Origin of the sequence: Kocuria soli (assembly GCF_003797835.1) — a bacterium.
Taxonomy (GTDB): Bacteria; Actinomycetota; Actinomycetes; order Actinomycetales; family Micrococcaceae; genus Kocuria; species Kocuria soli.
Map to the genome: position 1 here is coordinate 69763 of NZ_RKMF01000006.1, position 14150 is coordinate 83912.

Consider the following 14150-nt stretch of genomic DNA (forward strand, 5'->3'; position numbering starts at 1 on the left):
GCATGAGCGATCACCATTGACCGTGGCCCCCGGATCATCACGATCCGGGGGCCACGGTCCTATCCTGGTCTCCGAACCCGCAGCCGGCGCCGCCGCGCGCCCAGACACCATCCCCTGTCAGAAAGCACCCTTCCCCGTGCCTGAAAGCAACACGTCCCAGCCCTGTCCATCGCCCGGGACGGAGCGTCCCGGTCCCGATCAATCGGAACCCCGCCCCGTCCGCGTCCGCGTGGATCTCGGGTACGACGGCGGCCCCTTCGACGGGTGGGCCCGGCAACCCGGGCGCGAGACTGTACAGGGCAGCATCGAGGCCGCCCTGTCCATGCTGGTGCGGCGGCAGGTCCGGACGGTGGTCGCGGGACGAACCGATGCCGGGGTCCACGCCCGCGGCCAGGTCCTGCACTTCGACGTCACCGACCAGGAGTGGAGCCATTTGCGCGGCAACCGTGGGGAGGACGCCGCGGAGGTGATCATGCGCCGTGCCGCCGGGGTGTTGTCGCGGGTGTTGGGTTCCGAGCGGCGCCAACGCGGACTGCCCGAGGCTCCCGGGGCGATCGTGATCACGGACGTCCGACGGGCGGTGGAAGGATTCGACGCCAGGTTCTCGGCCGTGGCCAGGCGCTACACGTACCGGATCCAGGACGGATCCAGCGCGCACGACCCCCTGAGCCGGAACTCCACGTGGTGGCTGCGCGAGTCCCTGGATGTCGACGCCATGAACGCGGCGGTGCAGCCCCTGCCGGGCCTGCACGACTTCCTGAGCTTCTGCCGCCCCAGGGCCGGGGCCACGACGGTGCGTGACATCAGGGCCGTCCACGTGGAACGCGTGGCGCCGGGGGCAATCGAACTCCACATCGAGGCGGATGCCTTCTGTCACAACATGGTGCGTTCCATCGTGGGCGCGGCCGTACGCGTGGGAAAGGGGGAGCGCCCCGTGGAATGGGTCGGTCAACGCCTTGAGGAACGGGCCCGGTCCTCCGACATGCTGCTGGCACCACCGCAAGGATTGGTGCTGGAACAGGTCATGTACCCGGAGGACTGCGAGTTGGCTGCCCGCGCCGAGCAGACCCGGGCGCGACGCAGCGAAGTGAAGGCCTGACCGGCCCAACGGATCACTAAATTTCGGTACACAAATGTGAGATTCCACCCGGTGGCCCGCCCCGGGTGGAATCGCCAACGCATCTCCGGTATCTTTGACTGCTGTTGTGCATGTCCCACCTCGGTTCACGTGTACCCTGATCCGCCGCCCAGTTGCAGGGCGCACGGCGGTCTGGTGCTCCGGGGCCTGTGGACCCGGATGCTGCTCGGCCCTCACCCGAGCCCCGGTCGAAGCACACAGGACCCGATCTGAGCCCGCTCAGATCCATCGAACCGAAACGAAGGCAGATCAACGTGCGTACGTATACCCCGAAGCCCGGTGACGTCCAGCGTGACTGGTACGTCATCGACGCCAGCGACGTCGTCCTCGGTCGCCTGGCAAGCCACGCCGCAGTCTTGCTGCGCGGCAAGCACAAGGCAACCTTTGCTCCCCACGTGGACACGGGCGACTTCGTCATCATCGTCAACGCGGACAAGGTCGCCCTGACCGGCGACAAGCTGCGGAAGAAGATGGCCTACCGCCACTCGAACTACCCCGGCGGCCTGACCGCGACCTCCTATGCGGAGCTCCTGGAGAAGAACCCGGTGCGTGCCGTGGAGAAGGCCGTTCGCGGCATGCTCCCCAAGAACAAGCTTGCTGCCCAGCAGATGTCCAAGCTCAAGGTCTACGCGGGTCCCGAGCACCCGCACGCTGCGAACCAGCCCAAGACCTTCGAATTCAACCAGGTCGCCCAGTAATTCCGGGCCTTTCGAGATCGACTGAACGAGGAGACATCGTGGCTCAGAACACTGAAGAGAACTACGCCCCGGAGGGGGAGGAGCTGACCTCCTACACCTCCGAGTCCAGCGTCGGCACCGAGACCGCCGTGGCGACCGAGCGTCCCGCCCTGACCGTTCCCGGCCAGGCCACCGGCCGCCGCAAGGAAGCAGTCGCGCGTGTGCGCCTCATCCCGGGCTCAGGCAAGTGGACCATCAACGGTCGCACCCTGGAGAACTACTTCCCGAACAAGCTGCACCAGCAGGAGGTCAACGACCCCTTCAAGCTGCTGGAGCTGCAGGGCGCCTACGACGTCGTCGCGCGTATTGACGGCGGTGGCCCCTCCGGCCAGGCCGGTGCGCTGCGCCTGGGCGTGGCTCGCGCTCTGAACGAGATCGATGCCGAGCACAACCGCCCGGCACTCAAGAAGGCAGGCTTCTTGACTCGTGACGCCCGCATCATCGAGCGCAAGAAGGCAGGCCTCAAGAAGGCACGCAAGGCTCCCCAGTACTCCAAGCGCTGATCTGCGCCGCTGGTGTACGACGACGCCCCGTCGTCCACGGTTTCGTTCCGTAGACGGCGGGGCGTCGTCATGCCCGGGACATCCTGCTCCGGGCACTTACGATGTAGTTCAACAAGAAACGGTGTGCTCACCTGGGCGGTAATCTCCGGCCGGGGTCATGCCGAGGTCATGCCGAGGGGCACCGCGTACACCGCTGCGCCTGCCGCCCCGGCAAGGGGATGGACGATCGATGACACGAATTTTCGGGACCGACGGTGTTCGCGGCCTGGCGAACGAGCTGCTCACCGCCGACATGGCGTTGGACCTCGCGCAGGCTGCAGCCATCGTGCTGGGACACAATCACGCGGCGGAGGGACAACGCCCCCGTGCGGTCCTGGCGCGTGACGGACGCGCGTCCGGAGAGTTCCTGGGGGCAGCGGTGGCCGCGGGTCTCGCGGGCTCCGGTGTGGACGTCCACGACGCAGGTGTGGTGCCCACCCCCGCACTGGCCTACCTGGTGGGTGACATGGACGCCGATTTCGGCGTGATGATCTCCGCCTCCCACAACCCCGCTCCGGACAACGGCATCAAGTTCCTGGCCCACGGGGGCAAGAAGCTGCCTGACGCCGTCGAGGACAAGATCCAGGCACTCTACGAATCCCGCGACTTCCGACGCCCGACCGGTGCGGGCGTGGGTCGCATCTCCACCCTCACCGATGCTGAGGACCGCTACGTCCTGCACCTGGTGGGTGCCATCCCGCATCGGCTGGAAGGCATCAAGGTGGTCCTGGACTGCGCCCACGGAGCCGCCGCAGGGGTGTCACCGGATGCCTTCCACGACGCGGGAGCCGAACTGGTCAAGATCATCGGCTCCGAACCGGACGGACTGAACATCAACGACGGCGTGGGTTCAACCCACTTGGGTCCGCTCAAAGCGGCGGTGGTCGAGTACGGTGCCGATCTGGGTATTGCACACGACGGTGATGCCGACCGCTGCCTGGCCGTGGACGCGGAAGGCAACGAAATCGACGGCGACCAGATCATGGGGATCCTGGCGTTGTCCATGCACGAACGTGGACGGCTCGAGAAGGACACCCTGGTGGTCACCGTCATGTCCAACCTGGGACTCAAGTTGGCCCTGCGGGAGCGCGGGTTGGAGATTCGTGAGACCAAGGTGGGGGACCGCTACGTCCTGGAAGCCATGACCGAGGAGAACTACAACCTGGGTGGCGAGCAGTCAGGGCACGTGATCATGTCCGACTGGGCCACCACGGGCGACGGTCTGTTGACCGGTCTGATGTTGGCTTCTCGGGTCGCGGAGACGGGCCTCCCGCTCTCCGAACTGGGCAAGGTCATGACCCGGTTGCCGCAGATCCTGATCAACGTCAAGGGCGTGGACCGCTCGGCCACCGCCACGGACACGGGGCTGGCCCAGGCCGTCGCCGCGGCCGAAGGGCGTCTGGGGGAGACCGGCCGGGTTCTGCTCCGAGCCTCGGGCACCGAACCGGTCGTGCGTGTCATGGTCGAAGCCGCCACGGAGGAACAGGCGCGCGAGGAGGCGGAGTTCCTGGCCGGGGTGGTGGCGGACCGGCTCGCGCTGTGAGCGCCGCGTCGTCGTGAACGGCGGCCGGAACGCGGGCTGAAACCCGCGGGAATACGAAGAGGCCCTGCATCTCGGTGAGATGCAGGGCCTCTTCGAACGGAGGGTGAAAAGTGGATCAGGCGTTGGGATCCTTGTCGGCCGCAGAGCCCGGCTTGGGGGTGCCGCCGCCGGCGAGCAGGTCGCGGATCTCGGTCAGCAGAGCGACGTCGGGTTCGACCTCTTCCTCGTCGGGGGCGATGCCGAGGCGCTTGTTGCGGGCCTCGATCATCTTGTTCATCGGCATGACGACCACGAAGTACAGGGCCGCAGCGATGATCAGGAAGTTGATGATGACGGTCAGCCAGGCGCCGAAGCGCACGTAGTTCTCGCCGTCGCCGACCTGGAAGGCCAGGAACTGGTCGAAGCTCGGGAAACCGATTAGGCCCGAGATCAACGGCATGATGATGGAGTCCACCAGAGTGGTGATGACAGGTGCGAAGGCGCCGCCCATGATGACCGCAACGGCCAGGTCGACAACATTGCCCTTCATGATGAAATCTTTGAAACCCTGAAGCATGGGTCAAAGGGTAGCGGGGATTTGATGGGGGTTCCAGGATTTTATACAGGGTACGCCCGTGATTCCGAACACGATTCAGGACTCAAGAGATGTAGTCGGCGGCAGCCCCTGTGCCGTAGAACTCCTCCAGGGTTTTTGCCCCCGAGGCGTGGAACTGTTCTGCCTGGTCGCGCCCTATGTAGCGGAAGTGCCACGGTTCGTAGGCATAACCGGTGATGGATTCCTTGCCCTCCGGGAAACGCAGCACGAAACCGTATTCAAATGCATTGTCAGCAGCCCATTGGGCGGCCCGGGTCTTACTGAAACAGACTTGGAGGTCACATCCCGAGCCATCGGCAAGGTCCACCGCGAGCCCCGTCTGGTGTTCCGAATATCCGGGGCGTGCAGAAATGCGATCGGCAGTAACCTGACCATTTTGTTGAACCCAATGGTCATAGGTCGAAACCTGCGTGTCATAAGACCGGTAAGCGGAAGTCACCGACACTGTGATGTCCTCGGCGCGCATGTCCTCCAGCATGGTCTCCAGGGCTTCCGCGGCATCCCCTCGCAGTTGCTGGCCTTCGATCGCAACCAAGGGATCCGGCGTGTAGTCGGCGGGGTCCAGCGGGTTCTGCTTGTTCACGACGACGTCCAGCGAATCCGCCGTCGTGGTGTCCGCGTCCGCCGCGGCAGCTCCGGAGGGTGCGCTTGAGGCCGGTGCGCCCGCGCTCGTCGTCGTGGAGGCCGCGTCCGTGGGGGCCGATGATTCGGATGAGGTGCCGGTCCCGCATCCGACCAGCAGGAGCCCGGCCAGAGCGGCGGTCGAGACGACCCGAAACGTGTCAGCGCGCATGACGATCCTGTTCAGTTCTTGCGGACGAGCACGCGGCGGATGGAATGGTCGGAGGCCTTGGACAGAATCAGCTGGGCCCGACCGCGGGTGGGCCGGACGTTCTGCAGGAGATTGGGTTCGTTGATCCGCTTCCAGATGTCGGTGGCGGTGGCCACTGCCTCCTCATCCGACAAGCTCGCATAGCGGTGGAAGTAGGAGGCGGGGTCGGCGAAGGCACCCTGTCGGAGCGCCTGGAACCGCTCGATGTACCACCGCTCGATGTCCTGGGTGCGCGCATCGACGTAGATGCTGACGTCGAAGAAGTCGCTCAAAGCCAGGGAGGCACGGTCACCCGGGCCGATCTTGGCGGGGGCCAGGACATTGAGGCCCTCCACGATCACCACGTCCGGGCGGGTCACCACGACCTCTTCGCCCGGGACGATGTCGTAGGTGACGTGTGAATACTTGGGGGCCCGCACTTCGTCGGCCCCCGATTTGATCTCTGCCACGAACCTCAGCAGGGCGCGGCGGTCGTAGGATTCCGGGAATCCCTTGCGCTGCATGAGCCCGCGGCGTTCCAGCTCTGCGTTGGGGTGCAGGAAACCGTCCGTGGTCACCAATTGCACGCGGGGCGTGGACGGCCACCGCGCCATGAGTTCCCGCAGGAGGCGAGCCGTGGTCGACTTGCCGGCCGCCACCGAACCCGCAATGCCGATCACGAACGGTGTACGGGCGTGCTCCTGACCCAGGAACTCGTTGGTCGACGTGTTCAGGGACGTGGCAGCGGCGTCGTAGAGAGTGAGCAAGCGGGACAACGGCAGATAGACCTCGCGGACCTCTTCGACGTCCAAGTGGTCGCCGAGGCCTCGCAAGGACTCGATTTCGTCTTCGGCAAGCGGGACGTCTATCTCCGTCGACAGACGGGACCACGTGTGCCGATCCAGTTCCACGAACGGCGACGCGCGGTGTGCCCCTGGCGTTGTGCTCATCGCAGGACAGTGTAGGACAGCACGGTTCGTTGCCGTTGTCCTGGCAGTCCTTCTGGAGAGTTCTCTTGGTAGTTTCGCGGCGCCCACGGCAGTTCGTTGCCGTGAGTGTGCTACGGGTGCATCGGGACGTGAGACTATTCCCTTGCACATCCACGGTGAGCCCGTCCACGACCGCGCTGCAGCGGCCGTTCGGACCTGCCGGTGCCGGGGTGGGGGGCACCCTCCAAGACGTCGTCCTCCCCGATCATCACCACCCTTAGTCCGCCGGGGTGACGAGGAACAGCCAGGTCTTTCGAGGCAGTTGTGGTTCCTGAAGTCCCCAGCGCCTGAACGATCCGAAGAGGGACGTCTTGAGCACAGCAACCACTTCCGCCGCCGAGGCGGGGACGGTACAGAAGAAGGGCGGACTGCGCGTTGCCGTGCAGAAGTTCGGCACCTTCCTGTCCTCCATGATCATGCCGAACATCGCGGCATTCATCGCCTGGGGCCTGATCACCGCGCTGTTCATTCCGGACGGGTTCTTCCCGAACGAAAAGATCGCAACCATGGTCAGCGCCATGGTCATCTACCTGCTCCCGCTGCTGATCGCTTACACCGGTGGCAAGCTCGTCTACGACGTCCGCGGCGGCGTGGTCGGTGCCATAGCAACGATGGGCGTCATCATGGGCACCTCATCCCCGGTGTTTATCGGTGAGGACGGCGCAGCCGCACCCATGTTCCTTGGGGCCATGATCATGGGTCCGTTGGCAGCGTGGTGCATGAAGAAGCTCGACTCCCTGTGGGATGGCAAGATTCGCCCGGGCTTCGAGATGCTGGTCAACAACTTCTCGGCCGGGATCTTCGCGGCCATCGCCGCGATCGGCTCCATGTTCCTGTTGACCCCGGTCATGAACCTGTTCACCCAGGTGGCAGGTGCCATTGTGGAGTTCCTGGTCAACACCGGGTTGCTGCCCTTGACCTCTCTGATCATCGAACCGGCCAAGGTCCTGTTCCTCAACAATGCGATCAACCACGGCCTCATCACTCCGCTGGGTTCTGCCGAGTCCCTCGAACAGGGCAAGTCGATTCTGTTCCTGCTCGAAGCTAACCCCGGCCCCGGTCTGGGCATCCTGCTGGCCTACATGGTCTTCGGTCGCGGGACCGCCCGCGCCACGGCCCCCGGCGCGGCCATCATCCACTTCGTGGGCGGTATCCACGAGATCTACTTCCCGTATGTGCTCATGAAGCCGCAGCTGATCCTCGCAGCGATCGCCGGTGGCATGTCCGGCATCGCCGTGTTCCAGATCTTCCACGTCGGGCTGCGTGCGCCGGCCGCCCCCGGCTCCATCATCGCAATTCTGGCCCAGACGGCATCGGATTCCTACGTGGGCGTCATCCTGGGCGTCCTCGCAGCGGCTGCCGTCTCATTCGCCGTCGCCTCCGTGATCCTCAAGCTCTCCAAGCAGACCGAGGACAGCCTGGCCGAGGCCACCGCCAAGATGGAAGGCATGAAGGGCAAGAAGTCCTCCGTGTCCTCCGCTCTGGCAGGCGGCGCGGCGGATGCCCAGAACACCATCTCCAAGATCGTGTTCGCCTGCGACGCCGGCATGGGGTCCTCCGCCATGGGTGCCTCCGTGCTGCGCAACAAGATCAAGGACGCCGGCTTCGGATCAGACGTCTCCGTGGTCAACTCCGCGATCAACAACCTCAAGGACGAATTCGACCTGGTGGTCGTCCACGAGGATCTGCTCCACCGCGCCGAGACCCCGACGCCCTCGGCCATGCACGTGGCCGTGGACAACTTCATGGGCTCCCCGCGCTACGACGAAATCGTGGAACTGATCCGCGAGCAGCGCGACGGCGGTTCGGCGCAGGGCGCCGAGACCTCCGTGCCCGTCGCAGCAGCTGCCGGTGCGGGTACGGGCGCGGCAGCCGGTTCGGCAGGTGGGGCCGCCGCAGCTGCCCCCGAGCGCGAGGAGGCGCCGTCGTCGGCGAACGCGGCTCCGGTCGATGGCGGCAAGCAGATCCTGTCCACGGACTCGATCAAGCTCGGTGCCAGCGCAGAATCGCGCGCCGCGGCGATCGACCAGGCGGGCAACCTGCTGGTGGACACCGGTGCCGTGGACCGCGCCTACGTGGAGGCCATGCACGAACGTGAGTCCTCCGTCTCCACCTTCATGGGCAACGGCCTGGCCATCCCGCACGGGACCAATGAGGCGAAATCCGCAATCCACGATTCGGCCATGTCCTTCATCCGCTACGACCGTCCGGTCGACTGGGGAGGCCAGGAGGTCAAGTACGTGATCGGCATTGCCGGTGCGGACGGACAGCACCTGGGCCTCCTGGCAAAGATCGCCAAGATCTTCTCCAAGAAGGAATCCCTTGCTCAACTGGAGGCTGCACAGACTCCCGAGGAGATCCTCGAGATCTTTGGAAAGGTCAACGGATGAAAGCCCTACATTTCGGCGCAGGCAACATCGGCCGCGGGTTCGTCGGTGTCCTGCTCAACGAGGCGGGATACGAGCTGGTCTTCGCGGACGTCGCCGCCCCGCTCATCGACGCCTTGAACGCCCAGGAGACCTACACGGTCCACGAGGTCGGCGCGCAGCCGCGGGACATCGAGATCACCGGGTTCTCCGGGGTCAACTCGGCCGAGGACACCGATGGTTTGCTCGAGCAGATCAAGACCGCCGACGTCATCACCACCGCGGTGGGCCCGACCGTTCTCAAGATCATCGCCCCCACCCTGGCCGAGGGTCTCAAGGCGCGAGCCGAGGTCGGCGGTTCCAAGGTGGCCGTGATGGCGTGCGAGAACGCGATCAACGCGACCGACGGTCTGGCCGAGTCCATCCGGGAGACCTACCCGGAGGTCGACGGGATCGCGGTGTTCGCCAACACCGCGGTGGATCGCATCGTCCCCAACCAGGCGCCCGGACAGGGTCTGGACGTCACGGTGGAGAACTACTACGAGTGGGCCGTGGAATCCACGCCGTTCGGTGACGACGTCCCCGAGATCCCGGGTGTCACCTGGGTCGAGGACCTTGCTCCGTACATCACCCGCAAGTTGTTCACGGTCAACACCGGCCACGCGGCCACCGCGTACTTCGGCTACCAGGCCGGGATCTCCAAGATCTCGGATGCGCTGGAGAACTCCGAGGTGCACGCCAAGGTCGAAGCCGTGTTGGGGGAGACCAAGGCCCTGCTGGTCGAGAAGTTCGGCTTCGAACCCGAGGTCCAGCAGGCCTACGTGGACAAGATCCTCACGCGATTTGCCAACCCGCACCTGCCGGACACGGTGGACCGTGTGGGCCGGGCTCCGTTGCGCAAGCTCTCGCGCAACGAGCGGTTCATCGGCCCGGCGGCCGAGCTGGCCGAGCGCGGCATGGATGCGTCCGCATTGGTTTCAGCCGTTGCAGCAATCCTCGGTTTCGACGTCGCCGAAGACGCCGAGGCGCAGGAATTGCAGTCCAAGCTCGCCGCGGCCAAGGACGATCGCGCCGCGACCGACGCCCTGGTGACGGAACTGACCGGGATCGACCCGGCCCACCCGTTGTTCGGCTCGCTCAACGAGGTTTTCGGGGCTCGATGACTGGTCACTGAGACGCGCGACAGCCCCCGGCCTTCACCTGCTGGCCGGGGGCTGTTTGCTTGCATGACGTTGCCGCGGCAACCACCAGTGGATTCGGCAGCGGGAATCCACTGCGGAGGCGGCGTGGCTGGTGTGACGTCCGTACACCTGTGGTCAGCCCGGATACCGCCACTTGCTTGGGATAGGCTGACCGCATGTGTGGAATCGTTGGATATGTGGGTCTGCCTGAAACGCCGGACCGTGAACTTTTCGCCCTGGACTACGTCCTGGAGGGGCTGCGTCGCCTCGAGTACCGCGGGTACGACTCCGCCGGTGTCGCCGTCGTCGCCGACGGGAAGGTCGACTTCCGGAAGAAGGCAGGCAAGGTCTCGAGCCTCGACGTCGAGCTCGAAGTCAGCCCACTTCCCGATGCCGCCCTGGGCATCGGACACACACGCTGGGCCACCCACGGCGGCCCGACCGACGCCAACGCCCACCCGCACGTCTTGGACAACGGTCGACTGGCCGTGGTGCACAACGGCATCATCGAGAACTTTTCAGAACTCAAGAACGAGCTGGCCGCCAAGGGCTACTCGTTCGTCTCCGAGACCGACACCGAGGTCGCAGCCACCCTGCTCGGCGATTACTACAACAAGGACGCCGGCCGCGACCTGAGCAAGGCCATGCAGCTGGCCACCCAGCGGTTGGAGGGTGCCTTCACGCTCCTGGCCGTCCACGCGGACCATCCCGACCGGATCGTGGCCGCCCGCTACAACTCCCCGCTGGTGATCGGTCTGGGCAAGGACGAGAACTTCTTGGGTTCGGACGTCTCCGGATTCATCCAGCACACCAAGAGCGCCGTGGAGATGGACAACAACCAGATCGTGACCATCACGGCCACGGACTACTCCATCACCGATTTCGAAGGCAACCCGGTCGAGGGTAAGCCGTTCGAGGTCACCTGGGACGCGGCCGCCGCGGAAAAGGGCGGCTTCAACTCCTTCATGGAGAAGGAGATCCATGACCAGCCCTCGGCCGTCCACGACACCCTCCTGGGGCGCCTGGACGAAACCGGGCAGCTGACTCTCGACGAACTGCGCATTGACGAGTCGCTGCTGCGCTCGGTCGACAAGATTGTGGTCATCGCCTGCGGTACCGCCGCCTACGCGGGACACGTGGCCCGCTACGCGATCGAACACTGGTGCCGGATCCCCACCGAGGTCGAGCTGGCCCACGAGTTCCGCTACCGCGACCCGATCGTCAACGAAAAGACGCTCGTGGTGGCGCTGTCCCAGTCCGGCGAGACCATGGACACCCTCATGGCCATCCGGCACGCCCGCGAACAGGGCGCCAAGGTCATCGCGATCTGCAACACTAACGGGTCCTCGATTCCGCGTGAGTCGGACGCCAACCTCTACACCCACGCGGGTCCGGAGATCGCCGTCGCCTCCACCAAGGCGTTCCTGGCCCAGATCACCGCCGCCTACCTCCTGGGCCTGTACCTGGCCCAGCTGCGCGGCAACATGTACGCCGACGAGATCGGTGAGGTTCTGCGCGAACTGCAGGCCATGCCGGAGAAGATCCAGACCGTGATCGACGGCGCCGATGCGATCAAGGCCATGGGCACCGGAATGGGCGAGACCGAGTCGGTCCTGTTCCTAGGCCGTCACGTGGGCTTCCCCGTGGCACTCGAAGGCGCGCTCAAGCTCAAGGAGATCGCCTACATCCACGCGGAGGGCTTTGCCGCCGGTGAGCTCAAGCACGGGCCGATTGCCCTGATCGAACCCGGACAGAAGGTCTTCGTGATCGCCCCGTCCCCGCGCGGCCGCAACTCGCTGCACTCCAAGGTGGTCTCCAACATCCAGGAGATCCGCGCCCGCGGTGCAGAGACGATCGTGATCGCCGAAGAGGGCGACGAGGCCGTGGAGGCCTACGCCAACCACGTCATCCGTGTCCCGCAGTCGCCCACGCTGCTGCAGCCCCTGCTGTCCACGGTCCCGCTGCAGATCTTCGCCTGCGCCATGGCTGAGGCCAAGGGTTACGACGTCGACCAGCCGCGAAACCTGGCGAAGTCCGTGACCGTCGAGTGATCTGCGACTGACCCCGTCGCCCATGCGGTCAGGGTGGCTGCCTCAGGCGGTACCCTGGCCGCATGATCATTGGTACCGGAATCGACGTCGTGGACACCGAGCGTTTCGCCCGTCAGCTCGAACGAACTCCGCGTCTTCGTGAACGGTTGTTCGTACCGGCGGAGCGTGAACTGCCGGTGCAGTCGCTCGCGGCGCGTTTTGCCGCCAAGGAGGCCGCCGCCAAGGCACTCAAGGCGCCGCCGGGGATGATCTGGCAGCACTGCTGGGTGGAGAAGACCGAGTGGGGAGCGCCCGTGCTGCGGACCGAAGGAACGGTGGCGGCCGAAGCGGCCAAGCAGGGCATCGACCGCTGGCATCTGTCCATGTCGCACGACGGCGGGATTGCCATGGCCTACGTCGTCGCGGAGGGATTCCCGGTCGACGCGATCCCCGGCAACGAACTTTCCGCGGTTCCCACGGCATGATCCCCGCCTGGACCGGAACCACCGTCCGCGACGTCGAACGCCCGTTCCTGGACGCGGGTGACGGTGACCTGTTGATGGCCCGGGCCGCCCACGGACTGGCCTTGGCCTGCGTCCGGGTGCTGCGTGCCGAGCGTGGCCGTGTGACCGGTGCTCGTGTGGTGGTGCTCGCGGGGACCGGTAACAACGGCGGTGACGCCCTCTGGGCCGCCGCCGAACTGCGACGACGCGGCGCGGCCGTGCAGGTGATCGCCGCCGGGGATCGCCTGCACCCTGCGGGCCACGAAGCGTTGCGGGCTGCCGGCGGATCCGTCGAAACACTGGCCGATCTGGGTACTGACGCCGCGACCGACCGGTGTCTCGCGGCCGATCTGCTCCTCGACGGTCTGCTGGGCACCGGCGCCACCGGAGGCCTGCGCGGGCAGGCGGGGGAGCTTGTCGAGCGCGTGAACCGGGAACTGGACGCGGCGACCGACGACGGGGGACAAGGTCCCGTGGTCGTGGCCGTCGATCTTCCCTCGGGAGTGGAAGCCGATACCGGCGCGAGCCCGGGACCGGTTCTCGCCGCAGCCAGAACGGTCACCTTCGGCGGAACCAAGGCCGCCCACGTCCTGCCCCCGGGGCGAGGACTGAGCGGGGAGGTCGAACTCGTGACCATCGGGATCGAAGACTCCCTGCCCTGCCCCGCCGTCGTGGCGCTGGAGGACGGGGACCTGGATATCCTGTGGCCGCGGCCCGTAACCGAGGACCACAAGTACACGCGCGGAGTGGTGGGGGTCGTCGCGGGCAGCCCCGAGTACCCGGGGGCCGCGGTGCTGTGCACGCGCTCCGCGGTGGCGGCCGGTGCCGGGATGGTCCGCTACCTGGGCGACGAACACACGCGCACCCTGGTGACGTTGACCACCCCCGAGGTGGTCTCGAGCGCGGACTCACCGGACGGGGTCCACGTCCAGTCGTGGGTTGCCGGCCCGGGCGCCGTCGACGACGAACAGCGTCGACGCCTCGAGCAGATCCTGACCGCGCCCGAACCGTCGGTTCTGGACGCCGGGGCGATTGCGGCCGTCGGGCAGCACCTGGGGGACGCCCGTCTCAGTGCGCACCAGGTGCTCACCCCGCACGCGGGGGAGCTGGTCGACCTGCTCACCTGGTGCCAAGCCTGGGGGCTGGCCGCGGAGGTACCTGAACGTTGCGAGGTCGAGGACGCACCGGGCCGCTGGGCCAAGGTTGCGGCTGATGCCACCGGTGCAACGGTCCTGCTCAAAGGGGCCGTGACGGTCGTGGCCGGCCCGAGGGCGGAGACGATTCTGACCGTTGGCAACAGCAGCCCGTGGCTGGCCGCGGCCGGTTCCGGGGATTGCCTGGCCGGAATCATGGGCGCTGTGCTGGCCAACGTGGCGGGCCGACCCGAGGCCTTCGACCGCCGGGTTCGCCGCTGGCTCGCCGACGCGCCGCTGGCCGAAACGGCCCGCAATGCTCTCCGGGAAAGGTTCAAGGGCGAGGGCCGCTGGGCCTTGGTCGTGGCCTTGGCCGCGACCCTCCAGGCCCGTGCGTCATGGATCGACGGCGACGGCCCGGGCGCGAGCACACCGGAGCGGATCCGCCGTGCCCTGACCGCGAACGTGACTATTCCCTCGGCATAATTCAGGATGCTTACTTCCGGCGTGGGGGCGCGCTACGAGTAAGCTCGAATTGATTGCTGCCTGCCGTCAGGCGAGCAGTGCCTTTCTCGATCAGCT

General features: G+C 66.2%; 12 protein-coding genes. 9 read left to right on the forward strand and 3 right to left on the reverse strand.

Going from position 1 to position 14150, the window contains the following annotated elements:
• Window positions 1–136 precede the first annotated feature (136 nt).
• The 4 genes from truA (at window position 137) to glmM (ending at window position 3960) form a co-directional block, all read left to right on the forward strand.
• Window positions 137–1099, forward strand: coding sequence for a tRNA pseudouridine(38-40) synthase TruA (truA, locus tag EDL96_RS06160; protein ID WP_123824926.1), 963 nt, complete (start codon window positions 137–139; stop codon window positions 1097–1099).
• A 293-nt stretch (window positions 1100–1392) separates the two neighbouring features.
• Complete coding sequence (gene rplM, locus EDL96_RS06165; RefSeq protein WP_123824927.1) at window positions 1393–1836, forward strand: 50S ribosomal protein L13; 444 nt, start codon at window positions 1393–1395, stop codon at window positions 1834–1836.
• Between the two features lie 38 nt (window positions 1837–1874).
• A complete protein-coding gene (rpsI, locus tag EDL96_RS06170; RefSeq protein ID WP_123824928.1) occupies window positions 1875–2378 on the forward strand; it encodes a 30S ribosomal protein S9 in 504 nt (167 codons plus the stop codon).
• Window positions 2379–2607: 229 nt separating this feature from the next.
• Entirely contained in the window at window positions 2608–3960 is a 1353-nt protein-coding gene (glmM, locus tag EDL96_RS06175; protein WP_123824929.1) for a phosphoglucosamine mutase, read from the forward strand.
• Window positions 3961–4075: 115 nt separating this feature from the next.
• Here glmM and mscL read toward each other — a convergent pair whose 3' ends face one another.
• The 3 genes from mscL to coaA all read right to left on the reverse strand — a co-directional run bounded on the left by mscL (window position 4076) and on the right by coaA (window position 6316).
• Entirely contained in the window at window positions 4076–4516 is a 441-nt protein-coding gene (gene mscL, locus EDL96_RS06180; protein ID WP_123824930.1) for a large conductance mechanosensitive channel protein MscL, read from the reverse strand.
• An 82-nt stretch (window positions 4517–4598) separates the two neighbouring features.
• Window positions 4599–5348, reverse strand: a complete 750-nt coding sequence (locus tag EDL96_RS06185; RefSeq protein WP_123824931.1) for a M15 family metallopeptidase — start codon at window positions 5346–5348, stop codon at window positions 4599–4601.
• A gap of 11 nt (window positions 5349–5359) precedes the next feature.
• A complete protein-coding gene (gene coaA / locus EDL96_RS06190; protein WP_123824932.1) occupies window positions 5360–6316 on the reverse strand; it encodes a type I pantothenate kinase in 957 nt (318 codons plus the stop codon).
• Between the two features lie 350 nt (window positions 6317–6666).
• Here coaA and EDL96_RS06195 point away from each other — a divergent pair, with 350 nt between their 5' ends.
• The 5 genes from EDL96_RS06195 to EDL96_RS06215 all read left to right on the forward strand — a co-directional run bounded on the left by EDL96_RS06195 (window position 6667) and on the right by EDL96_RS06215 (window position 14054).
• Complete coding sequence (locus tag EDL96_RS06195; protein ID WP_123824933.1) at window positions 6667–8745, forward strand: PTS mannitol transporter subunit IICBA; 2079 nt, start codon at window positions 6667–6669, stop codon at window positions 8743–8745.
• Window positions 8742–9884 carry a mannitol-1-phosphate 5-dehydrogenase gene (locus tag EDL96_RS06200; protein WP_123824934.1) on the forward strand — a complete coding sequence of 381 codons (1143 nt, stop codon included), beginning with the start codon at window positions 8742–8744 and terminating at the stop codon, window positions 9882–9884. Before EDL96_RS06195 ends, EDL96_RS06200 begins: the two co-directional genes overlap by 4 nt.
• Window positions 9885–10078: 194 nt before the next feature.
• Window positions 10079–11953, forward strand: coding sequence for a glutamine--fructose-6-phosphate transaminase (isomerizing) (gene glmS, locus EDL96_RS06205; protein ID WP_123824935.1), 1875 nt, complete (start codon window positions 10079–10081; stop codon window positions 11951–11953).
• Window positions 11954–12015: 62 nt separating this feature from the next.
• Window positions 12016–12417 (forward strand): holo-ACP synthase, encoded by a 402-nt coding sequence (locus tag EDL96_RS06210; protein ID WP_123824936.1) that lies wholly within the window; start codon window positions 12016–12018, stop codon window positions 12415–12417.
• The gene (locus EDL96_RS06215) at window positions 12414–14054 is read left to right on the forward strand and encodes a bifunctional ADP-dependent NAD(P)H-hydrate dehydratase/NAD(P)H-hydrate epimerase (protein WP_123824937.1); all 1641 of its coding nucleotides are present in this window, start codon (window positions 12414–12416) and stop codon (window positions 14052–14054) included. The genes EDL96_RS06210 and EDL96_RS06215 overlap by 4 nt, the downstream gene beginning before the upstream one ends.
• The last annotated feature ends 96 nt before the right edge of the window (window positions 14055–14150 follow it).